Below are 25,494 nucleotides of genomic sequence, written 5' to 3' on the forward strand. Positions count from 1 at the left end.
ACAGTGACACAGCTTGCCTATAGCGCTGAAGAGATCCAGCGACTGATTAACCCCAAAATCCATCCGACCCCAGAGCAAATTAAAGTCATCGAATCACCTCTGCACCCGCTGCTGGTCGTCGCTGGCGCGGGTTCGGGAAAAACGGAAACGATGGCAATGCGCGTTCTCTGGGCGGTTGCCAACGAACCGAACATCACAGCGTCGCGTGTTCTGGGCCTGACTTTCACAAAGAAAGCCGCAGGTGAACTGAAAGATCGTCTCCGTTCACGATTGAAGAAACTCAGCATCGGCATCGGAGTTTCCGAACAGGAAAAGGCCAGCAACGATGATGATTCTTCTGCGAAAACAAAGATGATCGACCCGCACGAAGAACCGACATCAATGACCTACAACGCCTTCGCGGGTCAGATTGTCAGCGAACACGGTTTAAGGATCGGCTTGAATCCTGACGTCATAATGCTCAGCCAAGCTGGCTCGGTTCAGCTGATGACAGACATTATGACGAATTGGCCGAAACGCCTCGATGAGAACATCACGATTTCGTCTGCGGTCAAGGCGGCGTTGAGCCTCAACGGACAGTTGGGGGAGCATGGACTCAGCATCGAACAAGCTCGCGAACAGCTGGGACAATTCGGAGCGGAACTCACCGAAGTCGGCGATTCTAACGACGAGGCACGTACGGTGCAGGCGCGTAACCAGCTTCGTATCGCCCTACTTGATCCCATTGCCCAGTTCCAACGCCGTAAGCGTGAACTCGGAGTCATGGACTTCTCGGACCAGCTGACCTTGGCCACTCGAATCGTGAAGACCGTGCCCGATGTTGTTCAACAGATTCGTAAAGAATATGGGCTTGTTCTGCTTGATGAATTCCAGGACACCTCTGTCATCCAGATGGAACTCCTGTCAACGCTCTTCAAAGACCAGGCGGTGACTGCCGTCGGCGACCCGAACCAAGCAATCTACGGCTGGAGAGGTGCTTCGGCATCCTCGCTAGAATCATTCATGGAACGTTTCTGTTCTGAAGAACCCAAGCCGGAACAGACTCTGACACTGTCAACCGCGTGGCGTAATGATCGTCAGATCCTTGTATGCGCCAACGAAGTGGCAAAACCGCTTCGCTCGCACTCGCATGCTGCAACGTCTCCGGTCCTCGTCGAATCTACAGTGGCAACTGAAGGCGATGTTGAAATTGCCTACGAAGCTGATCGCGATGCCCAGATCGCGCACGTTGTTGACTACGTGCAACGCCTTCGTGATACCCATCCGCATGGGTGGGAGATCGGCATTCTCTGTCGCAAGAAGAGCCACTTCCTTCCCATTGATCGCGCACTTCGCGAGCATGGCATTCCCACCCAAGTTCTCGGGCTCGGCGGACTGCTGGAACAACCGGTTGTTGCTGACCTGCGTGCAGCCCTTGAGATTACGAACTCAGTAGATGCATCTCCTGCCCTGTTGAGGCTCCTTGTTCGTGAAGATATCGGAGCGTCCGACCTGCGTTTGCTGGGGGAGTGGGCACACCGTCTGAACCGTAAGAGTAGAGGAACTCCGTATGAGGGCGTGCTTCTGTCAGCCGTTGATTCTCCTCCGGAAGTGGGCTGGACGTATGCGAATCGTCAAGCGGGATCGTCACAATCTGGCTCCGTTGCAGAGAGTGCCAACGATGCTCCTCAAGAATCGGATGCACAGGCAGAGGGGCTTGATGCTCCATCGTTCTCTGAACTTGGATATCGTCGCGTTCTTCGCCTCGGAGAGCGCCTGCGAAAACTACGCTCGTTGCGTGGGCATGGGCTGGTTGAACTCGCAGAACGAGCAAGCCAGATCATGGGGATCTTAGATGATGCGATCGCTGACCCGCTGGGTTCAGGTGCTAGAGAATCGCTCGATGCCTTTATCGACCAGATCGCAGGATACGAATCAAGCGTTGATAACCCCACTCTTGCCGGTCTAGTCGAATGGCTGAACGTTGCAGAAAGTGATCCGGCAGGGCTCAAAGGCGTTGACGTTCAACCAGACCCGTCCGCAGTGCAGATCCTGACAGTGCACGGATCCAAAGGTCTGGAATGGGATAGCGTCATTGTCTTCGGAATGTCCGACACGATTTTCCCCTCACACCGTAGCAAGAGCGTGTATTGGCGGGATGAGCCTCCAGCCCAAACCGGCTGGGTCATGGCTCCCGAAGAGCTCCCGCATCCGTTGCGAGGCGACTATGGCGACCTCCCACCTTTCAACATTGATGTTTCTAACGGACGCACCCCATCCGCAGGATTCTCAAAGTGGTTAAAGACCGCCTATGGGCCAGAACTTGGCGCACACTTAGAAAGGGAAGAACGTCGTCTGGCATACGTGGCAATGACACGAGCGCGCCACACGCAACTCCTCATCGGCTCGTGGCTGGATGAGAGCAAAACTCTACGAAACCCTTCCCGCTACCTCATGGCATCACGGCACGCGATGATCGAAGACTTCGAACAGATCCTGGCGACAGGGCAAGTCGTGTGGGCAAACGGAAACGTGGATGTCAAAGACGGCAACGAGTTGCAGGAACTTCAAAAACGAATTGACGGTTTAAACGACGTCATTGTCGAAGCTCCAACACCGGAGTCGCTTGCGCAAGGCAGCGAGGAAGAAACCATCCACTTCCCCTTCGAAATTGGCCCATCACGTCAAGCAGTCGCCAAGGGTGCTCAGCGCGTGCGACAAGCTCAAGCAGAGCTGAAAACGGACGCCGACGTCTTCGAACTGCTCGACGCCTTAGGCGAATCCCAGCGCGTTAAAGACGTGACAGCGCTCATCGAGGAACATCGTCTTGCATCAAGTAAAGAAACCATGGTGATCCGCCAGGACCATATTCCGGCAACCTCGGTTTCAAAGATGCTCGAAGACATTGATGCGTTTGCTCTGGATATGCGCAGACCCATGCCCGCTCAACCCAGCGACAGTGCAACGCTTGGAACGATTTTCCACGCGTGGGTTGAACGACAACTGCATCTTGCCAGCGCAGAAGAACGCGATGAGCCCGTTGCCGGGATCGAGACCCTTGATGATCACGAACGCGCCCGATTGCGACACATGCAGGACAACTTCGTCGAGCTTCCCATCGTCCAAACGGGCACGCCGGTCGCCATCGAAGAAGCATTCAGCGTCAAAGTCGCTGATATTTCAGTCAATGGCAGGATCGACGCTGTCTTCGAAGACCAACACGGTAAAACAATCATCGTCGACTGGAAGACGGGGCGGGCTCCACACAAGAACACGAAGAAGGAAACACTGCGTTACTACGCGACTCAGCTCCGCCTCTACCGGCTGGCCTGGTCGCAACTCACCGGGCTCGCGGAAGAATCAATCACTCCGATGCTTGCCTTCGTGGACACCAACACAACTGTTTCCCTTGATGATCTGGTGAAACTAGGCGGTGCAGGCCTCGAAGAAAGCCTAGAAGACGAAGTGAAAAGGACCTTGAAGCGGGCCTAGGGGCAATACAGTTCGTGTCCACACGGACACCGCGTGGGCGCGAACAAACGCACCAAATATGCTTCGCCGGAATGTGCTTCAGGCTCTGGCCATTACTCCTGATTCAAGAAGTGCAGGCGCTCAGTCGGAGCCTCGTTCACATCGGTAGAAGCGCGTAAGACGGGCGAAGCCGAGGGAGCCGAAGACGTGGAAGCCGAACCGGATTCTGCCTGAGAACCGGACTGTTGCGGATCGTCATCATCTGCGCGCTCATCATCCACGCGCTTATTGGCATCGTCGTAGTCCGCAAGCAACGTTTCAACGTCGTGCCCGTGACGTCCATGACGCCCAAACCTGGTGAAAAGTGATGCTGGCAAACCAAATCGTGTTGCAAGACTCGCCTTTTCTTCAGGCACGTCCCGATCAAAATCAGCATCGACTTCAGAATAAGAGTCATCGTTGGCACAACGATCCGGCTCTGCGTAGTCGTCCGAGTCCACATAATCGCCGGAATCTGAACGATCGGCGCCGATGCGGCCTGCTACGACGTTGAAATCAATGACCTCAGTCTTCTGGTTCGTAAGCTCCGCGCCAGTAAAGGACGACGTGGCGGAAGCTGTTGCTCGGCGCGAAGAAGAAGCAGAAGCGGAGGCAGGGGAGCCGGAAGAGGACGGCGCGGAAGCAGAAGATGCAGACGACGGCGTGGAAGGCGCGGTAGTGTCAGAAGCAGAAGCCTGAGAATCCGGCGTCTGAGCGACGTGCGCATGCGGGCGTTCAACGATTTGCGCATCCCCCAGATCTGTTGAAAGCTCACTGAGCATGTGGCGCGCGTCAGAAATGATGCTTCGATCTTCTGCGTGCAAGCCGTGAACCAGCCAGCGCACAATAGCAAGCTCAGACAACAGTTGCGCACGAGTAAATAACTGCAGGTCAGCAACCGTTCGTTCCTGAGAATATGCGGCGCGGAAACGCTCCAAGAAAGCATCCGATGCAGACGCAAGAACCCACGCGATGTCCTGAGCGGGATCGCCGACGTGCGCAGAAGTGAAGCCGGTCATCGCGCGAACAATGCCAGCTTCGACGATGACGGAATTGCCTTGAATATCGCCGTGGATCGGGGCTGCGGGGAAGCGCCACAATGACAGATCCTCAAGGGCTGCTTCCCAACGGTTCCAGAGGTTCGCGGGAATCAGGACCTGAGACGCTACCTCGTCAAGCATCGCCAGATGGCGTTCGCGACATTCAGCGACGGAGTATGCGGGTAGGTTAATGCCGGTGTAAATGACCGGAGGAAGGTTGTGAAGTGCTGCCAGGGCTTTACCGAGCGATGCGGGAAGAAGGTCCGGATTGTCGAAGTCGTCGTCGCTCATCGGGTGCCCGCCAAGATCTTGGTGGACGATGACACGATCACCTTCAGGGGTCAGGGTTGTGCCGTGGATTCGCGGGACGTCGAAGGGGATTTTCTTCGCGTCTTTTGCTTTCGCCAGCCGGCTGAGGACGCCTGACTGAGCGTCTAAATCGAGTCCGCCGACGCTGGAGTGCGGGCAGGTGACCGTCCATTTATTGCCGGCTGAATCGATGATGCCGGTGACGGAAAGGACCTCGTCGGCAAATTGCGGTTCGCGCAGACCCGCAACGGAAAGACCGGGGACGGCGGCGGTCGCTAGGGCAGCAAGTTCAAGCGGAGTTTTCGGGCGCATCACACTTCAACGGTACATGGGTGTGTGCCTGAAGCGATGGTACGGCTTGCGCTTCGTCAGGTTTTCTTGGCCGACGAGGCCGACCTTGCTGATGATTTGGCTGAATGCCGTAGTGAGTGACCGGTTCGGGAAGAGGTTCAAAGTATGTGATCTTTCTTGAAAGGGCCAATATGTGGAAAGGGATGGTCAAGTATGTGTAATGCGTGCCCATAATTAGGGCATGAGCACACTTGATATGAATCGTTTGTCCGACACTCTTCGACCTGTTTACGAGGCCGTTGTTGCCCGCGACCCGGGTCAGCCCGAATTCCACCAGGCCGTTTACGAGGTCCTGCTGACGATTGCTCCGCTTGCCGAACGCAAGCCTGAATACGCTGACCTTGAGATCTTCAAACGCATTGTCGAACCGGAACGCCAGATCATGTTCCGTGTCCCCTGGATGGACGACAACGGCAAGATCCAGGTGAACCGTGGCTACCGCGTTGAGTTCAACTCCGCGATCGGCCCGTACAAGGGTGGTCTGCGCTTCCACCCGTCCGTCAACCTGTCGATCATTAAGTTCCTTGGCTTCGAACAGATCTTCAAGAACTCCCTGACCGGCCTGCCGATTGGTGGTGGCAAGGGTGGCTCCGACTTCGACCCGAAGGGCAAGTCCGATGCTGAGGTCATGCGTTTCTGCCAGTCCTTCATGACTGAGCTCTACCGCCACATCGGTCCCGACACCGACGTTCCCGCAGGTGACATCGGTGTCGGTGGCCGCGAGATCGGCTACCTCTTCGGCCAGTACAAACGCATCACCAACCGTTACGATGCGGGTGTCCTGACGGGCAAGGGCCTGAACTGGGGCGGTTCCTTCGCGCGTACCGAAGCAACCGGCTACGGCTTGGTCTACTTTGCCGAGGAAATGCTGAAGTCGAAGGGCACCTCGTTCGACGGCAAGAAGGTCGTCGTTTCCGGTTCCGGTAACGTCGCCATCTACGCGACTGAAAAGGCTCAGCAGCTGGGCGCGACCGTCATCGCCGTCTCGGACTCCTCCGGCTATGTGGTGGATGAGGCTGGCATCGATGTTGCACTTTTGAAGGACATCAAGGAAGTTCGACGAGGCCGCGTTTCCGACTACGCCAGCGAGCGTTCTTCAGCGCGATTTGTTTCGGGCGCCTCCATCTGGGATCTGCCGTGTGACGTTGCTCTGCCGTGTGCAACTCAGAACGAACTCCCCGTTGAGGCCGCGAACACCCTGATTAAGAACGGCGTTCAGCTGGTCGCCGAGGGTGCAAATATGCCGACCACCCCGGAAGCGATTGAAGCCCTGCAGTCCGCGGGTGTTGCCTACGCTCCCGGCAAAGCCTCGAACGCCGGTGGTGTTGCCACCTCCGCTCTGGAAATGCAGCAGAACTCGGGTCGTACGCAGTGGGCGTTCGAGGAGACCGACGCGAAGCTTCACCAGATCATGGTGAACATCCACGCGAACTCGGTTGCAACTGCCGAAGAATACGGTGTGGCCGGAGACTATGTTGCTGGCGCAAACCTTGCGGGCTTCCTGAAGGTTGCTGACTCGATGGTTGATTTTGGTCTGATCTGATCAGCCAGATTCTGAGCATCTGAACGCTTCAAACGCTGCCCGGTGGCGGTGTGTAGGTTGAACCTCATACCGCTACTGGGCAGTGGTGTATCTACCAGATGCTCTGAATCGACTAGGGTAGTGGCGTGGCTACAGAATTTTCAGAAGAGATCCAGAACCTGCGTACGACTATGGAGAACGTCCTCGCGGTCGTCCAACTTGATAAGCTCCGTAGCCAAATCGAAGACCTCGAGAAGCAGGCAACGGCCCCTGATCTGTGGGATGACCCGTCGCACGCCCAGGAAGTGACCTCGGCCCTCAGTCATCGTCAAAGCGAACTCGATCGCGTGACCAAGATGGTGGATCGCATTGATGATCTTGAAGCCATGGTTGAAATGGCGGGCGAAGATCCTGAAGAATCCGCAGAGATCCTGGAAGAAGCCGACGGGGATCTTGCCACGTTGAAGGCTGATATCTCCGACCTTGAAATTCGTACCCTGCTTGATGGCGAGTACGACGAGCGCAATGCTGTCATCACGATCCGCTCCGGCGCAGGTGGTGTTGATGCCGCTGACTTCGCAGAAATCCTGCTTCGTATGTACCTGCGTTGGGCAGAACGCCACGGTTACCCGACCAAGGTGATGGATACGTCTTACGCCGAAGAAGCTGGCTTAAAGTCGGCAACCTTCGAAGTCCAGGCTCCCTACGCCTACGGCACCCTCTCGGTTGAAGCAGGCACTCACCGTCTGGTCCGTATCAGCCCCTTCGACAATCAGGGACGTCGCCAGACTTCCTTCGCGGCAGTCGAAGTTATCCCGCTGATCGAATCCACCGACCATATCGAAATTCCGGAAAACGAACTGAAGATCGACGTTTTCCGCTCGTCTGGCCCCGGTGGTCAGTCCGTGAACACGACCGACTCCGCTGTTCGTATGACGCACATTCCAACCGGCATTGTCGTGTCGATGCAGGACGAAAAGTCGCAGATTCAGAACCGAGCGGCCGCTCTTCGAGTCCTCCAATCCCGACTTCTTGTCCTTCGCCATGAAGAAGAACAGGCGAAGAAGAAGGAACTCGCCGGTGATGTGAAGGCATCGTGGGGTGACCAGATGCGTTCCTACGTTCTCCAGCCCTACACGATGGTGAAAGACCTTCGTACCCAGTTTGAATCCGGTAGCCCGCAGAACGTTTTCGATGGTGACATTGACGGCTTCATTAACGCGGGCATCCGCTGGCGCAAGAACCAAGCGAACGAACAGGCAGAGGCCTGACCTAATCCGACCCCGGTTCAGGGAAAAGAAGCGAACGCTGGTCGGCCTCGTCGATCACGGTTGGCATACTGCACTGAAGCGTAAGCTCGCGCCACGGCGAAGCAGTTGGCTAGAAAACGCTGAAAGTATCGCCCTCGTCACCTTTTTAACAGGTAGTGAGGACGGAACTGAATCCGGCGCGTGTCGCTTCAGCCCGCGTTAGAAAACCTTGCCTAGTCTGATTGAGACCATAACCTTCAATTGGACGGCCTAATGATTCGATTTGATGACGTAACCATGGTGTACACCGCAGGTGCGAAGCCGGCGCTCGACCATGTGTCTTTGGAAGTTGAACGAGGAGAATTCGTATTCCTCGTCGGTAAGTCCGGCTCGGGCAAATCCACCTTCCTTCAGCTTGTGATGCGCGAAATTAAAGCAACCTCCGGTCACGTGTGGGTCCTTGGCAAAGAGGTCTCCAAGCTCCGTAACTGGGCGGTGCCCGGACTTCGCCGTCAAGTCGGAACCGTCTTCCAGGACTTCCGCCTGCTCCCATCAAAGACCGTGTATGAAAACGTCGCGCTCGCAATGCAGGTGATCGGCAAGCCGAAGCACGCCATTAAGACCGCCGTCCCAGAAGCGCTGGCGTTGGTCGATCTGGCAGGTAAGGAAAACCGCCTGCCCCACGAACTCTCCGGTGGTGAAGAACAACGCGTCGCAATCGCACGCGCAATGGTGAACCGCCCCGAACTGCTACTGGCGGATGAGCCCACCGGTAACCTCGACCCCGATACCTCGCTTGGCATCATGCGTCTTTTGGACCGCATTAACCGCCAGGGAACTACGGTTGTCATGGCAACCCACGACGCCGACATCGTGAACCAGATGCGCAAGCGCGTCATCGAACTACATGGCGGTCACGTCATCCGAGACCAGTCGCGTGGCGTCTACGGGGCGGTGAACTAACCATGAAGCTTCGTTTTATTCTCTCTGAAGTCGGTAAGGGGCTGGCACGCAACCGTGCAATGTCCGTCGCCGTCATCATCGTCACCTACGTTTCCCTACTATTCGTCGGTGTTGCTGGCCTATCGCAGATGCAGGTCATGCAGATGAAATCGCAGTGGTACGACAAGATTGAGGTCTCGATCTACATGTGCGCTACCGACGATGCAACGCCGTCCTGTAACGCAACGGAAGCGACCGAGGCTCAGATCAGCGCCGTTCGTGACAAGCTCAATTCCACGGAAATGTCGCAGTACGTGAAGAACGTATTCGAAGAATCCAAGGAAGAAGCGTACGAAAACTACTTGAAGCTCTACGGTGATTCCACGATCAGCGAATGGACAACGGTAGACATGATGCCCGTTTCCTTCCGCGTGAAGCTCGTTGACCCCGAGCAGTATTCGATCATCAAGGAAGAATTCTCCGGTGCTGCCGGTGTTTCCCAGGTGAAAGACCAGCGCGAAATCATCGAGCCACTGTTCAACGTCATTGACGCTGCACGCCTGATGGCCCTCGGTCTGGGTGGCGTCATGATTATTGCCGCCATCCTGCTGATTTCGACCACGATCCGCCTGTCGGCAATGAGTCGCGAGACGGAAACACAAATTATGCGTTACGTCGGCGCCTCGAACCTGTTCATTCAAGCGCCTTTCATGATCGAAGGTGCGCTTGCTGCAATTGCCGGCGCAATCCTGGCAGTGGGAACACTGTTCGCTGGCGTTCACTTCCTTGTCCAAGGCTGGTTGGCTCCGTCATTCAGCTGGACCAGCTTTATCGGCGCCACCCACGTGTGGATTATGACGCCGATCCTTATCCTCGCAGCGGTTGCGTTGGCGCTGATCGCGTCCGCAGTTTCCTTGGCTAAATACACGAAGGTCTGATTATGAAGAAGTCGATTCGTCTTCACGTTCCTGTTGCAGTTGCCTGGAGCGCATCGATTGGTGCGCTGTGCATGTACAGCTTCATTCCCGCGAATGCTGATGAGCGAGATGACGCTGTTAGCCAACGGGATGCCGCGGCTCAGCAGGTCTCTAATCTTAAGACTGAGATTGACGGTATTGATGCGACACTCTCGCAGCTCTTCTACGACCTTGAAGCAGCAAACGCGCAGATTCCTGCTGCTCAGAAAGCGCTGGATGCCACTCAGGCGAAGCGCGATGCTGCGAATCGTGAACACGAAGTCGCAATGGGACAGCTTCAGGTCGCTCAAGCGAAGAAAGCTGAGATCGACGAAGAGATCCACGCTTCCTCGTCACGCCAAGAGGAAGCCAATAAGGCGATCGGTAACTTGGCTCGCTCCATGTACCAGGACGGCACTAGTTCTGCAGTCCTGCTTGCCCTGACGAAGAATGGAACCGAGTCAATTGACGATCGAGCATCGGCAGCTGACGCCATGGCGCGTTCTCAAGCCCAAGCGCTCAACGTTGCGATGGAAATGAAAGCGACCCAACGTAGCCAAGCAAGTCGCCAGCAAGCAATCTCTGACCGCGTGGCAGCACTTGAAGCTCAAGCTCAGAAGGCTCTTGATGACGCTGCAGCGGCAGAAGCTGAAGCCCAAGCGAGTGTCGACGCCCTAGAGAAAGCCAAAGCTGACGCCCAAGTGAAGCAAGCGGAATGGGACGCTAAGAAGTCCGAAGTGAACCAACAGCTGGCTCAAGCGCAGGCTGACTATGATGCTCAGACCGCGAAGATCCAAGAGATCGATGCGGCTAACAGGGCTGCAAACACGATCTACTCGTCGGCGAATGCGAACGGTTTCCACAACCCGGTTCAAGACAGTTCGATGATTATTACGTCGCCCTTCGGCTGGCGTATGCACCCCGTGCTCGGCTACCAGAAGTTCCACTCGGGCGTTGACTTCGGTGCGCAGTGTGGTGAGCCTATCTACGCGATGACATCCGGCGTTGTTCTGGATGTTTCAAGCAGTATCTCTGCCGGCAACTACGTGGACGTGAACCACGGAATGCTCGGCGGTAACTCCGTGATCACCGAATACCTGCACATGCAGCGCATCTATGTTTCGCCCGGACAGTCGGTGAGTGCCGGAACAGTGCTCGGTGAGGTCGGTATGACCGGCTATGCCACCGGTTGCCACCTGCACTTCGGTGTTCTGCAGAACGGCGTGAACGTTGACCCGATGGGGTACTTGTAAGCCAATGTGGCTCGCTGATTTGATGATTGGCTGAGTCGGAAGGCGGGGACAGGCTCAGCTTGTCCCCGCCTTTCATTGATACTGGCATTTTACGAGGCTTGAGCAAGACCCTTGCTCGCGGACGCGTTAGAATTAACGCCTTGAGTGGCGGGGCGTGGCCTCGTCAATCAAAGAAAGGAGGTGCACGATGCCGAAAGACTGGAAGAAGCCGAAGCTGACCGAAGGCGAGAAGCGCAAAGCTGCATCGGACGCGAAGAAGACGATCGCGCGGAACAAGAAGGCGCGCCACGACTATCTGATCGAAGACACGTGGGAAGCTGGTCTTGTCCTGTCGGGTACCGAAGTGAAAGCTCTGCGGATGGGGCGCGCGTCGTTGATCGACTCGTGGGTCGAGGTCAAAGACGGCGAAGCATGGCTGTACGGCGCGAACATTCCGATGTACGCGCAGGGCTCGTGGAACAATCACACGCCAACGCGGAAGCGCAAGCTGCTACTGCACGCCTCAGAAATCGAGCGGATCGGCCAGAAGGTGCGGGCCAAGGGCTACACGGTCGTCCCGCTGGAGCTCTACTTCATCGGCGGCCGTGCCAAGGTTGAGATCGCGCTGGCCAAAGGCAAGCAGGAATGGGACAAACGCCAGTCGTTGCGCGAGGCACAGGATAAGCGTGAAGCTGAACGTGCAATGCGCGCCTACACGAAGCGACCGAACTACAAGTAGTGGGTGCCCGCTTCGCGCGTGTTGCGCTTTCTACTGAAACCTTGCATTTGCTGGCATTGCGCTAGGTGTTGAAACTTCGCGTAAGCGGGGTTATTCTTAAACGTCCAGCCGGACGGTTGGAAACGGTTCTTCGATGAGTCTTAGAACTTCGTTGAAGAGCCAACCCGGCAGTCTGTTTGCCGGTGAGTGAAGAACTCAATAGGGGATGATCGGTTTCGACGGCGGTCGTCGATCGAGGGGAAGCGGGCCGAGAATGTGCGCTCAACTCGTTAACGCTGCGTGCAAACCAATAGGTGCCGAACAGAACCGCACCGACTACGTTCTCGCCGCCTGATATCGCCGCGTGAACCTTTAGTCCGTCAGCCCAGGTGGTGCCCTCAGCCTGGTGTCTGGCGTCATTCAGGGGGCCACTGGGTGCGCGCCATGTCGGTGGGCGTGCTCCGACACTTCATCGACTGAGCTTCGCTGACAGCAGGCCTGCATGACGTCACAAGCTGAGAAATCAATAGCAGGATGCGCCCGGAGAAGACCTCGGGGCCGGCCGTCGGACGGGGGTTCGATTCCCCCCATCTCCACTGTGTAGCCCCGGAACCGTTGAAGTTCCGGGGTTTTCCTTTATATTCCGCCGTTTCCCTTGCAATGCTTATGGTACATAAGGGTAGTTAATGGTAGTTTAGGGTAGGTATTTCGGGACGGGGACGGGACGGATTTCCGGGTGGAGATGTGGAAATCAAGAACCCGCCGAGTCTGCTTGAAAATTGGAAGGGGTCAAGTAGCAATGTCGAAGAAATCTGCTGTGCGTATGTCGCCCGGAATCAGTGTGACCGTTGAGGGAACCTACCGAGTTCGTCTAACCGTCGAGGGTAGGCGGGTTTCGATTGGGACTTTTGAGGCGCTCGCGGATGCCGAAGCGGCGCGCGTGATCGCGTTAGGTGAAATCGCCAGGGGCGTGTTCGTTTCTCCCTCAGTGTTGAGGGCTGAGCGGAAGCGGAAAATGTTGGACGCGCGCGCTCGCGGTGAGGCGGAGTTGGCGCAGTCGGTGACGGTCGAGGCGTGGGCGAAGCGGTGGCTGAAAGACCTTGAAGCCTCAGGTGCGGCTGAATCGACGATCCGGACGTATGAGTCTCGGTTGCGAGCTCATGTGTATCCGTCGATTGGAGGTGTCGCGTTGTCTGTTCTTCGTCAAGAGCAGGTTGATGCGTTGCTGGACTCGCTGGCATCTGATGGGCTTCGTGCGAGCGTTGGGCAGACTTTACGCGCTTTATATTTGGCGGCCGCGCGTTCGGGTTCTACGGGGGTGGTCGTCCCGGCGCTTCAGTTCAATGTTCCGAAGATGAAAGTCTCAACCTCGATTGATGCATCGAAGGTGGCAACGCCTGAGCAGGTGCAGGCGGTCTGTGAGCAGATGCCTCCCGCGTTGGCTCTCGCCCCGCTGTTGGCCGCGATGTGCGCACTCCGCTTGGGTGAAGTGCTGGGACTGCAGGTCGGCGATATTGATGGATTGGATTCAGGGGATATGGTGTTGCGGATTCGTCGCCAGTGGAATTCGAAGATGAAGCCACCGCAGTATGCTCCGCCGAAGGCTGGGTCTGCAGGGGATGTTGCTGTCCCGTCGTTCGTAGCTAAACAAATGCGCGATCATGTCAAAACGTATTGCGGGCAAAGTCCTGAATCGCCGGTTTTTCCCTCTCCTCAATCTTCGAGTATCCCGCGAAGCCAGACGAACTTTGATAAAGCGTGGCGGAAAGCGCGCGAAAACGTTGACGGTCTGGAATCGTTTCGGTTCCATGATCTGCGTCATACGGGCTTAACGTTGTATGCCCAGCAGGGCGCGACCCCGGCTGAAATTCTCGCGCGCGGTCGGCACCGCTCTATAGAAATTGCTCAACGCTACCAGCACGCGACAATCGAGCGGGATAAAGCCAATGCGGAAAAGATGGGCGAAGCGTTTCTTGCTGAAAGCTGAACCGCGAAGACACGGCCCGCGTCGTTGAAGAAGCTCGCATCAACGAAACAACGTAAAAAGTAGCCGAAAATACACCCAGCAGCTAATTCCGCCAAGGGCGCTCGCGGGTGTTTGTTTCATTTGCTCTCGCCGGTGGTTTTGGTCTAGTTATCATCGATGTGGTTCTAGTTTTTCGATGATGAAAGTGGTGCACGCGCTATGCGTCCTTTCGTGGCAATTGATTTCGAAACGGCGAACGAGCAGAGGTGTTCTGCGTGCTCGATCGGATTGGTGAAATATGATGAGGCCGGTCAGGTTAGCGATCGGTTCCATTCTCTGATTCGCCCTCACCCCGAGGTGGACTATTTCAGCCCAGTCAACACGTGGATTCATGGGCTAACAGAGGACGATGTTGCCGACGCGCCACAGTGGTCGGAAATTCTTGATGAGATTCGCACATTCATCGGCGATCTCCCCATCGTCGCTCACTACATGCCTTTCGACGCCGGAGTGCTTCGCGGACTCGCAGAAATCTACGACCACGAACCTCTACCGAACCGTAGACTCTGCACCTACCGCCTAGCCCGCGCAATCCTCCCAGAGGACAAACCAAAGCGGAAGAAACTCGACAACGTCTACCGCTTCTACTTTCCGGGCGAATCCTTCAAACATCATCAGGCAACCGCAGACGCTGAAGCCTGCGGACGAATCTTCGCCCGAATGTGCCAAGACTACACATTCGAACAAATCGAGGAACTCTGCCCCATCTCCCACCGAGACCGACCCGGCTCGCTCGTAGGCTCACGCTCCGAACAAGTCCAAACAGAAGAACTCATCCGACTATACGGGGCAAACCCGACCGCCCTCGAAAACGAGTGCGTAGTTTTCACCGGAACCTTAAAACACGCCCAACGCAAAGCCGCTCAAGCCCTCGTTGAAGCCTGCGGTGGCACCCCAGATGAACGCCTAACCAAACGAACAACAATCCTCGTCGTCGGAATACCAGACCCCCGCCTCTGGGCCGAAGGTGCATCCGCCTCGAAGAAACTACAAAAAGCCACCCGCTTCAAAGAAGCAGGATCACCAATCGAAGTAATGAGCGAAGAAGACTTTTTCCAACGCCTCATCGAACACGACTAAGCGCTCGCGGGTGTTGTTTGTTGGAGTGAAAAAGGAGGGTAGCTGTGAGGTTTTTTCGTAGCTTGTTTTCGTCTGCTCCCAAGGTTGAGGAGTCTTTGCCGTCGTTGTTTGTAGATCCGAGCGAGGTTGTTGAGGCGAAGGTGCCTCGTCGTAGGGGCAGGGATAAGCCTGTGTGGGAGCCACAGACTGTTCCAAGCAAGACGCATGTGGTGTCTTCGGAGGTTCGGGCTGAGATTGCTCGGCAGATGCGCTGGGAGCCTGTAAATGGAGAGTCTTCGGTTGATTTGATTACGGCGTTTAATTCTCGCTATTGGGAGCCTCCTTTCGTTGAGGGGGTTAACGCGTCTGGGAATCAGTTTGCTCGATTCTTTAATGCTGATTCGCAGATGGGTGATCCTAAGCAAGGGCCGCTTGTTTTAGATCGGCGATTGTATGTTCCACTGAACGCAAAGCCTGTTGGGCGTGAGCTGGTCGCATGTCATAAAGTCGATTTGCTTGGCGAGCAGGATTGTCAGAGTTTTCTTCAAAGCGTGGGGTGCGGGTTTTTCTGGCTTGAAGCGGAAATGGGTCCAATCCCAAAGGGGAAGCACCGGGGGAAAACGACGATCCAGTTCAAGCTCAATGGTGTGTTTGTGGGCTGGTTAAGTCTGCTTCAGACAAAGCGCCACGCGAAGCATGTGCGGCCTCGTCCGGCGGTCTGTATTGGTCGCGTTGTACCGGGGCCGAACAAGTTGGAGGTTGAGGTGCTACTGCCTGAATTTGAAGGAATGCGCAGAACGTATGTTCAACAAACGAGGTAGCGCATTATTAGAAGTCGCTAACGAGCGGTCAATTGCAGCGCGCTTCGTGATCCTGCCATGAAGTGATGATGCCGGGAGTGACATCAAGGGCGTTCGCGAGGTCAAGGGGGTTCGATCCGTTCGCGGTTTCTGCTTCGGCGAACGCCTGAGCTGTGATGATAAGTCGCGCGGCCAATTCGTTAACGTGTGCTTCGACCTTCGGGGACTGTGGGCCGTCGTCGTTGCGTTGAGCGTGGACGAGTTCATGGGCGAGCGTGCTAATGCGCTGTGCGTTGCTTAGGTTCCTGCTTAGGTAAATGCGGTTATTCGTCGCTTCGTATTTTCCGCGTAGAGTTCCGGGTAGATCAGCGAAGTGGACTGTAACGCCGTACATGTGAGCGATCGAGAGCAACGCTGCTTCACGTTTATCGTTTGGCTGGATCGTCCTAATGCTGTGTGAACCGGAAAAGTTACGTGAACGAGGTTTAGTCCCTGCGGGTCTTGCGGGCTTCGAGTTCTGCTGTTTCCGCTTCGGGGGAAATGCCCGTGTCTAAAGCCGCGTAGGGAAGACTCTTCTCGCTGTCGGTTAAGTCTCCAGCATCTTCGCCGTATCCCGGTACTTGAAGTGGCAAATTGAGCAACTGGAAATCATTAGAACCAGCAGGTATCGCGTCAACATCTCCCATCCTTTTCCATACTTCGAGCGCGATCTCTGCGTCTGTGGCTTCTTCAAGAGAGCTTTTAGCGTGGCGAAACCGAATGTCATCATCATTGATTAATCCAAGAATGATGAGTGCATCAATAACGTCTTGCTTATAAGCGCGAGCAATAGCCACAACGGTCTCAGGAGTTAATGACTTGCTATTGAGTTGACGCGAAACTGTCGACTGAAACAGCCCCGAATCTTTTGCGATTCGAGTAATCGATCGACCTTCAGTGACTTCTGTAAACCATTCGATGATGTTCATGCACCTATCATATCGCAAATAATGCGACACGCTTTACTATTTGATGCAGCGCGCTTGACAAAGGATGAAAACTCGCTACTCTTAAAGCAAGGCGCATTAGAAAATAGTGCGATACGCATTGAAAGGAGATGAAAATGAAAAAGACAATTCCAGCCGCACTCCTCACCGAAGAATTCAAACAACGCGTTGAGGACACAGGCATGACGGACGCGGCCGTCGCAGCAGCAATCGGAGTAACAAAGCAATACTTCAGCGCTGTAAAAAACGGCAAAGAAGCCCCATCAATCAAATTCCTCGCAGGAGCTGTCATTGCCGGCCTCGGACAAAACTTCGGCGACATCGCACGCCCGAACCCATACGCATTCAGTCAAGCGCTCGCGGATTCCAAAGGGGCCGCGTGATGAATGGGGTCGGAGAAGAACTCGTTGACGGGGTTCTGTTCGTGAATCAGAAGCGAGCGGCAGAGCTATGTGGGGTCGAGCGTCATACGGTCGCCGGTTGGATTCGTCGGGGTTATTTGCCTGCGAAGAGGATCGGCGGCAGATCGATCAAGATCAAGGTTTCCGACCTTGAAGGTATGGGTAAAAGGATTCCGCATTGGAGGAACGCATGAATACGCCGGATACAAAGATGCCCTTTGCGAGTGGAGCCGCAAAGGGCGAAGAACTCGAACATTTGGAAGGACAAGTTCTCATGAACCATCGTAGCAGTCGTCACGGTTGGGTGCGCAGGCGCATTTCTATGATTTGCGCTCCGTATGTGTATCGGGGGCGAAAACTGCAACCGCAGACGTTGCCGGGAGTCAATGTGCGCGTTTCTGGTCGGTTGTTTCAGCGAATCGCTAAAGAACTATCGGGGGTTGAGTGATGGAAAAGGTGAAGCCGTCTGCCTCGCGGTTCCGCGAGGTCGTGAATGTGGTTGAGCGGTTCGCGAATATCGCTCTCGATGTTGAAGCTGTTCCCTTAGAGATTGATATTACGCATTGGGAAGACTTTTCGTGTTGTCTGATGGATTTTGAGTCGGATGACCAGAAGGTTAAGGCCCTCGACGCGATGGTCGGTGTTGGTGCGCGTCTGGAAATTGACGATGAGTTAAAGATATTTTTCCGTGTTCCCTTGTCTGGGATGAAGGGGCTATTTTTCATCTTCCTTTTTGACGAGAGCGACGCGGTTGAAATCTTTAAGAAGGTGACTGGTCGTGAGTGAATCGGTCGAGCAGTCAATGAAAACACTTGAAGAGGCCGCGCTCCTCGCTGGTTTGAAAGTGTGTGTAGATTCGGATAATCGGTGTGCGTTCATTCGTCAGGTCGAGGTTCATTTCGAAGACCTGAAAATATGGAAACACATCCCTGGCAGCGTTACGGCATTGTTGAACGTATTGCTCGATATCGGTTGGCATATCGAGTTCTTCGGCGAAATCGCTCCTGAATCGACATTGCAAGCTGATGTGGGGCCTGCTGATGGGAGCATCGTCTTTGGCTTCGACTGCAAGGGTAGCGAGGTTATCAATCATCTGAATTACGCCGGGCCAGTCGCATGAGCGCGTACACGATTGGGAGCCTGTTCTCCGGGTATGGGGGGCTCGATCTGGGTGTTCAGATGGCTTTGGGTTCGGGTGAGCTCGCGTGGGTGAGCGATATTGAGCCGGGACCGAAAGCAATTTTGAAGCATCATCATCCCAATGTTGAAAACCTTGGGGATGTTACGCAGGTCGATTGGGCTCAAGTTGAGCCGGTCGATGTGATCGCTGGCGGGTCTCCGTGCCAAGACCTCAGCGTCGCTGGAGTTCGTGCGGGCATGAAGCCGGGAACCCGGTCGGGGTTGTGGGAGTCAATGTTTAACGCGGTACGAACTATCCGCCCTCACTTGGTTGTGTGGGAAAACGTTTTAGGAGCGCTCAGTGCAAACGCTTTTAGCCTCATGGAACAAAGAGAGGGACGTCTGGGAAACCGGGCAGACAGACCTGTTCTCAGAGCTCTCGGACGTGTTCTCGGAGACTTGGCCTCAATCGGGTATGACGCACAATGGGCAAGCCTTCGAGCTTCAGACGTCGGCGCCTGCCACAGGCGCGCCCGCGTGTTCGTAGTCGGTTTCCCGCAGGGGGATCGGTGGTGGCTTGATCGGGCGTTGAACCACGCCTGTCATCCGGCGGTTGTGGGAGAAGCGGAAGGGGAGAATTTTCTTCCTACTCCGACGGCGACCTTTTCGTGGAATACGCCCGAGAACCATATGTGCAAGCGTCCGGGGCGTACTACGGTCAGCGATCTTCGGATACTGGTCGAAAACGGCTTATTGGAAACCGGTGGTCGGGTGGAAGAACGGAAAATGTTCGCCACCCCGGCGGCGAATCTTGGGAGCCGCGGGTCACGTCACCCCGAAAAGCAGAAGCAGGGCAATCATGCGATCGGGCTTGACGATCAATGTGAGCATCTTCTACCAACTCCGACGACGCAAGATGCTGATGCGCCGTGTGCTTCCCAGCTTCGCCGTAATTCAGTGCCGTTAAATACTTTGCTCCCCCATCTTCTTCCAACTCCGACGTCTTCACAACTTGACGGGCGCAAAAGCGAGCGGTTCAACGTGGGAGGGAAGTCGTTTTATGACTTGGTCGAGTATGAGAAGTTCGGCGAATTCAAAGACGCGATCCGCGTCCAAGAACAAGCATTCGGCATGTCTGCGCCTGATCCGACCGTGATCGGCAATACCGGCAGGGCTTTGCTCAATCCCGCGTTTGTCGAGTGGATGATGGGGCTACCGCCGGGGCATGTGACGAGTCCAGAAATCGGTATATCGCGTCAGCTCCAACTTAAAGCCTTGGGCAACGGGGTCGTTCCGCAACAGGCGGCGACCGCGATCCGGATTATGGCTGAAAACCAGCAATTGTTCGAATACGAAAACTTAGGGGGTGTCGCGTGATGACCAAAGTGTATGTGAGCACGCAAGAGGAGTTGGACGAGGCTCTGGCGAATCCGAAGTATGAGTATGAGTGGTATGAGATCGTCATTTGTTCGCCTAAGGGTGTGTGGCTGGAGATCAGGGATTCGCATGGTAAGGATGTCTATGTATCGAGCGAGGCGACGGTCGAAGTATCGGGCGATGCGTCGGTCAAGGCAGTGGAGAATGCGACGGTCAACGCATGGGGTCGCGCGTCTGTCAACGCATGGAATCATGCGACTGTCAAGGCATTTGGTGATGTGAGGGTCAAGGCATTTGGCGATGTGAGGGTCAAGGCATTTGACGATGTGAGGGTCAAGGCATTTGACACTGTGACAGTTGAGGCATTTGGCAACTCGATAGTCACGGTAAGAGACAACGCGACAGTCAACGCATTGGAGCAGGCGACTATCGACGCATTTGACAATGCGACGGTCAACGCATGTGGCTACGCGACGGTCAGCGCATGGGGTCGCGCGTCTGTCAGGGCATGGGATCGTGCGACTGTCGATGCATGGGAAGATTCGACCGTTGAGGCCGGGATATTCGTCGCTGTTTATGTCCACTCCAAGACCGTCGCGCACGAAGGCGGGGTCATTATCGACATGACCCTCATTGATGCCAATGACCCTGAAACGTGGTGTGCAATGCACCTCGTTGAGGTTGATGAAGACGGGCAAGCTCACCTTTATAAAGCCCTCGACGCTGATCTAAACGCTGGACGCAACTACCGCCGCCTGACCAATTACCCGGTCGGGCACATCGTTGACGACACCGTGAACTGGGTGGACAACAACAGGTGCGCAAATGGGTTGCATGCGTCGCCGACTCCATGGCTGGCGAAAGGCCATTACGAGGAAGCGTCTCGGTTCGTCGAGGTGTGTTGCCCCGTAGAAGACCTGCGCCCTATTGACAGTTCGAAGGCGAAGGCTCCACGTTTACGGGTGCTCCGCGAGGTTACGGTCGACGGTTCCCCGGTTGGGGGTGAAACACGGTGAGCTGGAGAGAGAGTACTGCGATGCTTTTCGCTGTCGTCGCCTTGTTTTTCGCGTTCGCGATCCGGTTCATGGCTGAAAACCAGCAATTGTTCGAATACGAAAACTTAGGGGGTGCGGCGTGATGAAGATTTATATTTCGGGCCCGATGTCTGGTCATGTTGATATGAACCGTTCTGCGTTTAACGCCGCCGAGCGCCTCCTGCGGCGTGGGGGTTATCGTCCCCTCAACCCTGTACGCAACGGGGTTAACGAAACAGCCCCGTATTTGGACCATATGCGAGCAGACCTTCGAATGCTCCTCGAAGCTGATGCCGTCGCACTTTTGCCGGACTGGGAGCGTTCCAACGGGGCGCGCATCGAGGTTGGTCTTGCCCAAAGTCTGAATATGAATGTCCGCCCTTTGCCGGATTTCGTTTTTGATACGCCGGAAGAGTCTGATGTGTTTTCCGGTGTTTGTGATCGGTTCAGTGTTCCAAGGTCGAAAGTGAAGACGGTGTGCGAGGTTAGTCAGGCTGTTGGTGCGCTGGTGGCGATGTTTGGAGCGCTTGCGATGAAGGCGCCTGATAATCCGGTCGGCTGGGCGTGGAATATTTGTCTGCCCCTGATTTTCGGTGGGCTTGCCTTGACTTTTGTGGGCCATGCTTTCGGGCGTCGTTTGGAGGAGGCGCGATGAAGGCGTATCGGATGACGTTCCCTTATCTCGATGAGGGCGTGAATTTCTGTCACGTTCAGCTTGAAGCTCAGGCGGTTTTCTTCGAGACGATCATCGAAGAAGGTCTGCAGGCCGTATCGATTCCTAGGACTCGCATGGATACGCAGAACAGGCAGATCAGCATTGAGGCGAATGTTATGCCTTTGTCGGAAAAACGAACGCAAGCCCCGTCAGTTTCTTCGGTTGAACGATGCCCTAATTGCGGGGTTCAAATCAAACACGTCGATCCTGCTGATGTGATCTGACGAAGAAGGAAAAATGGCAACTCATTCTGTAAAAGGCCTACAGGCTAAGTGGGAACGTGAGAGCGGTTCCCGTTTATGTTCTTCCGATTCTTTAGACGGTTTTTCTCCTGCACCGTCTCTAGCGCAGGAATCGGAGGGGTCTCAGCGCTTTGATTGGTGCGCTGAGACAACTGGGGTGGTCGGCGAACAGTCTCATGGGACGGGCTGTCGTCGGCCGCCTCGGCCACGGTCTGCGTTCCACATGCTTGCCGGTCGCTGAATCTAGAGGTTTTGGGTGATGGTGATGAATGTGCTCGTGAATGATCGGCTGTGGATTGAAAACGCTGCGTGCCGAAGCGCGTCTGTTGATCCTGAAGTGTTTTTCCCATCTGAGCGGGGGTTTGATGTTGAAGAGGCCGCGCTTGAAATTTGCAGGGGATGTCCTGTGGTGGATCGGTGTCGTGAATACACGATCGAGTCGGATCGACAGCTGGCTTCGGTGTATCACGTTCACGGCATTTGCGGTGGTTTAACTCAAGCTCAGCGTCGTGCGATCAAGGTTGGGCACCGGGGCTTGACTGCTTTGGGTTTGGGTGTGTGCCGTGGGTGCGAGCGGCCTTTTCGCCCGAAAGGGACAAAGGCAACTGAATTTCCGGGGACTGTAATTGAACGTTGCAAAAGGTTGTGTACGCGGTGTGTAACGAAAAAGAAGAGCAGGTGACCATGTTGGAAGACGCTGAGTCTCTCGCGCGTTTGCATGGGCGGGCTGTCGCGGATTTCGAGGGCGCGATGGTGCCTGTAAATCCAGCATGGGTATCACCGAAGATGAGCTTCACCGCTGATCAAACGCTATCGATGAATGACCGGCAACACTATAAGGTGCGTGGCCCGAAGGTGGCGTATGTTCGTAATACTGCTCGAATGACGGCGATAGCGTCGGGGCGTCCGTGGTTCGATAAAGCCTCAGTGTTGGTCGTGGTGAAGTTCCCGGATCGGCGTAGGCGCGATCCGAATAATTACCATGCGATGACGAAACCGATTATCGACGGGTTCGTTGACGCTGGGGTGTTTAAGGACGATTCCTTGGATTTCGTCTTAGGGCCAGATATTCGCGCATCCTCTGAAGTGAGTAAACCGTCGTTGTGTTCGAAGATGTTTGATTTTTGGGTACTCGTATATCCGGTGGTTGTTGCGGGGGCGAAATGATCGGCGGACATATTTTCTACCCAGGAAAATGCAAAGCGGCGACAACGTGGGTGCATATTCCGTGGATTAACGGCAGACCGTTTTCTCGTCCCATTAGCGAGATGGTGACGTGTGACCGCCGTGCAGAGCACGTGTGCGAAAAGGGACGTAGGCTCTATCACTATTGCAAAGAGTCGGGGCACACGTGGCCTGTGACTCCTGAAGAAGTCTCGCAGTTTGGGGCTTGTGGGTATCGCGGGTTCTGATGCTCAAGCGCTTAAACATGACGATTAAGGAGGTGACGCCGTGGCATGGATGAAAGCAAGCGATAATTCGGATGAGCATCCGAAAATGCTGGCCGTGATGAGTCTGGCCGATATTGATGAACGGACTTTTAATGAAGTCCTCGGCTTCATCCTTCGCCTGTACTTGCATTCAGGCGCTCACCTGACCGACTACGTCGTATCTTATGGCGCCGCCTTGACCAAGGGCGGGAGCTTGATCCGCGCGAATGAGCTCATTGAGATGAGCGTTGCGGTTGGCCTACTGGAAACTTTCACCAAAGACGGTCAGCCGATGCTGCGTCTCATGCAAGACCCTGATGGGAATTTCTTTAATCTCCAAATGAGGAAGGATGTCGAATGGGCGAGAACACGTCGTAATGACAACGCGAATCCGAATCTGAAGTTCGGTGTATTGGTCCGCGATGGTGATAATTGCCGGTGGTGTGGTCAGAGCGTGTATTGGACGGGCAAGATGAGCCCACGCAAGGGGACGCTTGATCATCTCAAACCCGGCGAACCTGGGACTGTCGAAACGATGATCGTCTCCTGCGTGCGCTGTAACGGAGCACGCGGCGACGACACGACCGGCGATTGGGATCATGCACACGAGCTCTTGCCAGTACCAGACCGGCCAGTGTATTCGAAATGGACGTTCAAGCAGTTGCTCGAACGGGGTTATATCGACGAGCAAGGCAACGTCCGGCGAAGCGCTTCAGGCAATGACACGCGAGCATTGACCCCGAGCGCCTGTGCTGGACAAGCCAAGGTGAACCCGCCAAAGCGGGCTCCCCATGACAGTGAGCGAGCAGAAGGTTCTTCTGCCACCGCCCCCCACAATAGCCAGCCTTCAACGGGTGAAGTGAGCCTGCCAACGCGGGTTCCCCATAATCAGGGTGAGCGAGCACGGACGCGTGCCACCGCCCCTTCTTCGTCGAAGGCTAGGTTGTGGGTAACGCGTCCGGACGCTGAATGCGTCAAGGGTGCTTCTGTCGTGGGTGAGCGAGCAGAGTATTTTTCTGCCACCGCTCCCGAATGGTTGTCGAACAACCGGGGTGACTTCGATATCGATATCGGTTCGACTTCGATATTGACTTCGATATCGGGGCCTCCGGATATCGATATACACGGGTCGGGTCTGGTCGGGTCTGGTCAGGTCAGGGTAGGGACTGGTCAGGCTGGGGCTGGGTCTGGCCGGGAGGCCGGGTCTGTTCCTAGGGCTGGCAGGCGTGGTCGGAAGAAGAAGCGGAAACGCAAATGAGGGAGGGTGGTGTGGAGCTGCGTAGGTGTCCTGTTACGGGGGAGCTGCTGGCTGATACGGAGTTCGTATCGCGGTCAGCAGTGAATCAATTGGTGACGGCATTGTCGGATTTGCCGGATGTGGTTGCTGATTTGCAGTATCGCGCGTCGGCTGGGTCGAAAGACGGTTTGAGTGCGGGGGGTGGTGTTGCTTCGTCGAAGGAGCCGTTCAATTTGTCGTTGATGGTCGAGGTTTGGCAGTTGATGACTGTATTGCAGAAGTGGGCTCAAGCGCTGACCGTTTTCGTGATGGGTGAGAAGTATTGGGTTCGCTCGAACGATCCGGTTTTGATCCGTCAGACGTTTATCGCGTATCGGGATCAGATTCGAGGCTGGTCGAGTGCGCCGGAAATGGTGATCGCGGTAAAGAACACGGTCGCGCGCCTCGAATGGCATTTGTTGAATGAGCGCAAGTCGTATCGTTTTGCGGGGTGGTGCCCGGAATGCGGTGAAGAGATTCGTCAGGTCGAAGGGGCGGCTGATTCCTGCGAGTGTGGGTATGAGTTCGATTTTGATGCGCTGCGCCGATTGATGATTGATGATGCGTTGAATCGTTTGCTGTCTCGGTCGAAGGCTCGCGAGCTGGCTGAGATGGTGATGCGTCGCAGTATCCCCAAGGGGACGGTTCGCTCGTGGGTGAGCCGTGGTCAGTTGAAGCCGGAGCGGGTAGCGGGCGGGCGCTTGTTGTATCGGGCGCGTGACATGGTTGCGTTGATGGGGAAGAAGCGATGAGAGCTTTTTGCGCTATACAAGTCGGCGTGCAACGCCCTACTGTGCTATCAGTGGTTGTCAGTGGGTCGAGGGCGCTATGAGTGTTCGTCAGAATACTCGTCGAATGAACAGGTTGCGACAGGAGTTCTTCGAAGAGGGTAGGGCTCTCGACGCAGACCCTGCTCGTCGCAAGGAGTCGTTGTGCTGGTTGTGTGCCGGTCGCATCGATTACAGTGTCGGGCAGGGGACGACCGACGATTCGCACGAACTCGATCATGTGGTGCCGGTATCGAAGGATCCTTCTTTGCAAGAGGAGTGGTCGAACTTTCGGCATTCACATCGCAGGTGCAATCGTGAGCGTGGAGATCGCACACCGCTTGGTGATACGGGTGATCGGGTTGCCGCGTGGTGGTGATAGGTAGTGGTCGCACGGAACTGGTGCGGGGTGGGGGGGCCGGAAAAAATATCAAATTTTCCACCAATGGCACC

Annotated in this window: 26 protein-coding genes and 1 other RNA gene; 24 read left to right on the plus strand and 3 right to left on the minus strand. The window is 55.5% G+C overall.

Translation table 11 applies throughout. The features are described from left to right. Nucleotides 1–3 precede the first annotated feature (3 nt). Nucleotides 4–3,471, plus strand: a complete 3,468-nt coding sequence (locus QP109_RS00375) for an ATP-dependent helicase (RefSeq protein ID WP_285022584.1) — start codon at nucleotides 4–6, stop codon at nucleotides 3,469–3,471. Nucleotides 3,472–3,563: 92 nt separating this feature from the next. Here the strand turns inward: QP109_RS00375 and QP109_RS09230 are convergent, their stop codons facing one another. Next, nucleotides 3,564–5,150, minus strand: a complete 1,587-nt coding sequence (locus tag QP109_RS09230; RefSeq protein WP_350224203.1) for a phosphotransferase — start codon at nucleotides 5,148–5,150, stop codon at nucleotides 3,564–3,566. 220 nt (nucleotides 5,151–5,370) lie between these two features. Here QP109_RS09230 and gdhA point away from each other — a divergent pair, with 220 nt between their 5' ends. The 10 genes from gdhA (at nucleotide 5,371) to QP109_RS00430 (ending at nucleotide 15,715) form a co-directional block, all read left to right on the plus strand. After that, nucleotides 5,371–6,732, plus strand: coding sequence for an NADP-specific glutamate dehydrogenase (gene gdhA, locus QP109_RS00385; protein ID WP_285022585.1), 1,362 nt, complete (start codon nucleotides 5,371–5,373; stop codon nucleotides 6,730–6,732). Between the two features lie 125 nt (nucleotides 6,733–6,857). Continuing rightward, nucleotides 6,858–7,982, plus strand: a complete 1,125-nt coding sequence (gene prfB / locus QP109_RS00390) for a peptide chain release factor 2 (protein ID WP_285022586.1) — start codon at nucleotides 6,858–6,860, stop codon at nucleotides 7,980–7,982. Nucleotides 7,983–8,234: 252 nt separating this feature from the next. Continuing rightward, the gene (ftsE, locus tag QP109_RS00395) at nucleotides 8,235–8,924 is read left to right on the plus strand and encodes a cell division ATP-binding protein FtsE (RefSeq protein WP_195225739.1); all 690 of its coding nucleotides are present in this window, start codon (nucleotides 8,235–8,237) and stop codon (nucleotides 8,922–8,924) included. 2 nt (nucleotides 8,925–8,926) lie between these two features. Further along, on the plus strand, nucleotides 8,927–9,841 hold the full coding sequence (ftsX, locus tag QP109_RS00400) for a permease-like cell division protein FtsX (protein WP_101627959.1): 915 nt from the start codon (nucleotides 8,927–8,929) through the stop codon (nucleotides 9,839–9,841). A 2-nt stretch (nucleotides 9,842–9,843) separates the two neighbouring features. Then, nucleotides 9,844–11,112: a peptidoglycan DD-metalloendopeptidase family protein gene (locus tag QP109_RS00405; RefSeq protein ID WP_285022587.1), complete on the plus strand. Its 1,269-nt coding sequence runs from the start codon at nucleotides 9,844–9,846 to the stop codon at nucleotides 11,110–11,112. 187 nt (nucleotides 11,113–11,299) lie between these two features. Then, nucleotides 11,300–11,830 carry an SsrA-binding protein SmpB gene (gene smpB, locus QP109_RS00410; RefSeq protein WP_285022588.1) on the plus strand — a complete coding sequence of 177 codons (531 nt, stop codon included), beginning with the start codon at nucleotides 11,300–11,302 and terminating at the stop codon, nucleotides 11,828–11,830. 201 nt (nucleotides 11,831–12,031) lie between these two features. After that, nucleotides 12,032–12,408: a transfer-messenger RNA gene (gene ssrA, locus QP109_RS00415) on the plus strand. A 200-nt stretch (nucleotides 12,409–12,608) separates the two neighbouring features. Continuing rightward, entirely contained in the window at nucleotides 12,609–13,796 is a 1,188-nt protein-coding gene (locus QP109_RS00420) for a site-specific integrase (RefSeq protein WP_285022589.1), read from the plus strand. 210 nt (nucleotides 13,797–14,006) lie between these two features. Then, nucleotides 14,007–14,915 carry an exonuclease domain-containing protein gene (locus tag QP109_RS00425; protein WP_285022590.1) on the plus strand — a complete coding sequence of 303 codons (909 nt, stop codon included), beginning with the start codon at nucleotides 14,007–14,009 and terminating at the stop codon, nucleotides 14,913–14,915. A gap of 44 nt (nucleotides 14,916–14,959) precedes the next feature. Further along, entirely contained in the window at nucleotides 14,960–15,715 is a 756-nt protein-coding gene (locus QP109_RS00430; RefSeq protein ID WP_285022591.1) for a hypothetical protein, read from the plus strand. Nucleotides 15,716–15,743: 28 nt separating this feature from the next. On the opposite strand, the gene QP109_RS00435 is transcribed toward QP109_RS00430, so the two are convergent. Continuing rightward, nucleotides 15,744–16,145 (minus strand): ImmA/IrrE family metallo-endopeptidase, encoded by a 402-nt coding sequence (locus tag QP109_RS00435; protein ID WP_350224309.1) that lies wholly within the window; start codon nucleotides 16,143–16,145, stop codon nucleotides 15,744–15,746. 34 nt (nucleotides 16,146–16,179) lie between these two features. Continuing rightward, nucleotides 16,180–16,662 (minus strand): hypothetical protein, encoded by a 483-nt coding sequence (locus QP109_RS00440; protein WP_285022594.1) that lies wholly within the window; start codon nucleotides 16,660–16,662, stop codon nucleotides 16,180–16,182. Between the two features lie 134 nt (nucleotides 16,663–16,796). Between QP109_RS00440 and QP109_RS00445 the strand changes: the two genes are divergently transcribed. The 13 genes from QP109_RS00445 (at nucleotide 16,797) to QP109_RS00500 (ending at nucleotide 25,420) form a co-directional block, all read left to right on the plus strand. Then, on the plus strand, nucleotides 16,797–17,063 hold the full coding sequence (locus QP109_RS00445) for a helix-turn-helix domain-containing protein (RefSeq protein ID WP_284911863.1): 267 nt from the start codon (nucleotides 16,797–16,799) through the stop codon (nucleotides 17,061–17,063). Next, nucleotides 17,063–17,275 carry a helix-turn-helix domain-containing protein gene (locus QP109_RS00450; RefSeq protein ID WP_195225730.1) on the plus strand — a complete coding sequence of 71 codons (213 nt, stop codon included), beginning with the start codon at nucleotides 17,063–17,065 and terminating at the stop codon, nucleotides 17,273–17,275. The genes QP109_RS00445 and QP109_RS00450 overlap by 1 nt, the downstream gene beginning before the upstream one ends. Nucleotides 17,276–17,528: 253 nt before the next feature. Next, the gene (locus QP109_RS00455) at nucleotides 17,529–17,867 is read left to right on the plus strand and encodes a hypothetical protein (RefSeq protein ID WP_270771607.1); all 339 of its coding nucleotides are present in this window, start codon (nucleotides 17,529–17,531) and stop codon (nucleotides 17,865–17,867) included. Further along, nucleotides 17,860–18,201 carry a hypothetical protein gene (locus tag QP109_RS00460; protein ID WP_270771608.1) on the plus strand — a complete coding sequence of 114 codons (342 nt, stop codon included), beginning with the start codon at nucleotides 17,860–17,862 and terminating at the stop codon, nucleotides 18,199–18,201. Before QP109_RS00455 ends, QP109_RS00460 begins: the two co-directional genes overlap by 8 nt. Next, nucleotides 18,198–19,577, plus strand: a complete 1,380-nt coding sequence (locus QP109_RS00465) for a DNA cytosine methyltransferase (RefSeq protein ID WP_285022597.1) — start codon at nucleotides 18,198–18,200, stop codon at nucleotides 19,575–19,577. The genes QP109_RS00460 and QP109_RS00465 overlap by 4 nt, the downstream gene beginning before the upstream one ends. Nucleotides 19,578–19,591: 14 nt before the next feature. Then, the gene (locus tag QP109_RS00470) at nucleotides 19,592–20,593 is read left to right on the plus strand and encodes a DUF7666 domain-containing protein (protein ID WP_285022598.1); all 1,002 of its coding nucleotides are present in this window, start codon (nucleotides 19,592–19,594) and stop codon (nucleotides 20,591–20,593) included. Between the two features lie 121 nt (nucleotides 20,594–20,714). After that, the gene (locus tag QP109_RS00475) at nucleotides 20,715–21,266 is read left to right on the plus strand and encodes a DUF4406 domain-containing protein (RefSeq protein WP_285022811.1); all 552 of its coding nucleotides are present in this window, start codon (nucleotides 20,715–20,717) and stop codon (nucleotides 21,264–21,266) included. An 11-nt stretch (nucleotides 21,267–21,277) separates the two neighbouring features. Beyond that, nucleotides 21,278–21,550: a hypothetical protein gene (locus tag QP109_RS00480; RefSeq protein WP_285022600.1), complete on the plus strand. Its 273-nt coding sequence runs from the start codon at nucleotides 21,278–21,280 to the stop codon at nucleotides 21,548–21,550. Between the two features lie 283 nt (nucleotides 21,551–21,833). Next, entirely contained in the window at nucleotides 21,834–22,250 is a 417-nt protein-coding gene (locus QP109_RS09235) for a WhiB family transcriptional regulator (RefSeq protein ID WP_350224310.1), read from the plus strand. Beyond that, a complete protein-coding gene (locus QP109_RS00485) occupies nucleotides 22,223–22,735 on the plus strand; it encodes a hypothetical protein (protein ID WP_285022601.1) in 513 nt (170 codons plus the stop codon). Before QP109_RS09235 ends, QP109_RS00485 begins: the two co-directional genes overlap by 28 nt. A 285-nt stretch (nucleotides 22,736–23,020) precedes the next feature. Beyond that, entirely contained in the window at nucleotides 23,021–24,256 is a 1,236-nt protein-coding gene (locus tag QP109_RS00490) for an HNH endonuclease (RefSeq protein WP_285022602.1), read from the plus strand. A gap of 11 nt (nucleotides 24,257–24,267) precedes the next feature. Next, the gene (locus QP109_RS00495; protein ID WP_285022603.1) at nucleotides 24,268–25,026 is read left to right on the plus strand and encodes a MerR family transcriptional regulator; all 759 of its coding nucleotides are present in this window, start codon (nucleotides 24,268–24,270) and stop codon (nucleotides 25,024–25,026) included. A gap of 76 nt (nucleotides 25,027–25,102) precedes the next feature. Beyond that, complete coding sequence (locus QP109_RS00500; RefSeq protein WP_229037994.1) at nucleotides 25,103–25,420, plus strand: HNH endonuclease; 318 nt, start codon at nucleotides 25,103–25,105, stop codon at nucleotides 25,418–25,420. Nucleotides 25,421–25,494: the final 74 nt, after the last annotated feature.

It is taken from the genome of Pauljensenia sp. UMB9872 (assembly GCF_030212665.1).
Lineage (GTDB): Bacteria > Actinomycetota > Actinomycetes > Actinomycetales > Actinomycetaceae > Pauljensenia > Pauljensenia turicensis_B.

What these genes read in the sequence shown, in the direction of transcription:
- QP109_RS00440 (WP_285022594.1), bottom strand. Translation starts at nt 16,662, where the DNA reads ATGAACATCATCGAATGGTTTACAGAAGTCACTGAAGGTCGATCGATT.
- QP109_RS00420 (WP_285022589.1), top strand. Translation starts at nt 12,609, where the DNA reads ATGTCGAAGAAATCTGCTGTGCGTATGTCGCCCGGAATCAGTGTGACC.
- QP109_RS09230 (WP_350224203.1), bottom strand. Translation starts at nt 5,150, where the DNA reads ATGCGCCCGAAAACTCCGCTTGAACTTGCTGCCCTAGCGACCGCCGCC.
- smpB (WP_285022588.1), top strand. Translation starts at nt 11,300, where the DNA reads ATGCCGAAAGACTGGAAGAAGCCGAAGCTGACCGAAGGCGAGAAGCGC.
- QP109_RS00465 (WP_285022597.1), top strand. Translation starts at nt 18,198, where the DNA reads ATGAGCGCGTACACGATTGGGAGCCTGTTCTCCGGGTATGGGGGGCTC.
- QP109_RS00480 (WP_285022600.1), top strand. Translation starts at nt 21,278, where the DNA reads ATGACGTTCCCTTATCTCGATGAGGGCGTGAATTTCTGTCACGTTCAG.
- ftsE (WP_195225739.1), top strand. Translation starts at nt 8,235, where the DNA reads ATGATTCGATTTGATGACGTAACCATGGTGTACACCGCAGGTGCGAAG.
- QP109_RS00405 (WP_285022587.1), top strand. Translation starts at nt 9,844, where the DNA reads ATGAAGAAGTCGATTCGTCTTCACGTTCCTGTTGCAGTTGCCTGGAGC.
- QP109_RS00445 (WP_284911863.1), top strand. Translation starts at nt 16,797, where the DNA reads ATGAAAAAGACAATTCCAGCCGCACTCCTCACCGAAGAATTCAAACAA.
- ftsX (WP_101627959.1), top strand. Translation starts at nt 8,927, where the DNA reads ATGAAGCTTCGTTTTATTCTCTCTGAAGTCGGTAAGGGGCTGGCACGC.
- QP109_RS00500 (WP_229037994.1), top strand. Translation starts at nt 25,103, where the DNA reads ATGAGTGTTCGTCAGAATACTCGTCGAATGAACAGGTTGCGACAGGAG.
- QP109_RS09235 (WP_350224310.1), top strand. Translation starts at nt 21,834, where the DNA reads ATGAATGTGCTCGTGAATGATCGGCTGTGGATTGAAAACGCTGCGTGC.
- gdhA (WP_285022585.1), top strand. Translation starts at nt 5,371, where the DNA reads ATGAGCACACTTGATATGAATCGTTTGTCCGACACTCTTCGACCTGTT.
- QP109_RS00475 (WP_285022811.1), top strand. Translation starts at nt 20,715, where the DNA reads ATGAAGATTTATATTTCGGGCCCGATGTCTGGTCATGTTGATATGAAC.
- QP109_RS00455 (WP_270771607.1), top strand. Translation starts at nt 17,529, where the DNA reads ATGGAAAAGGTGAAGCCGTCTGCCTCGCGGTTCCGCGAGGTCGTGAAT.
- QP109_RS00450 (WP_195225730.1), top strand. Translation starts at nt 17,063, where the DNA reads ATGAATGGGGTCGGAGAAGAACTCGTTGACGGGGTTCTGTTCGTGAAT.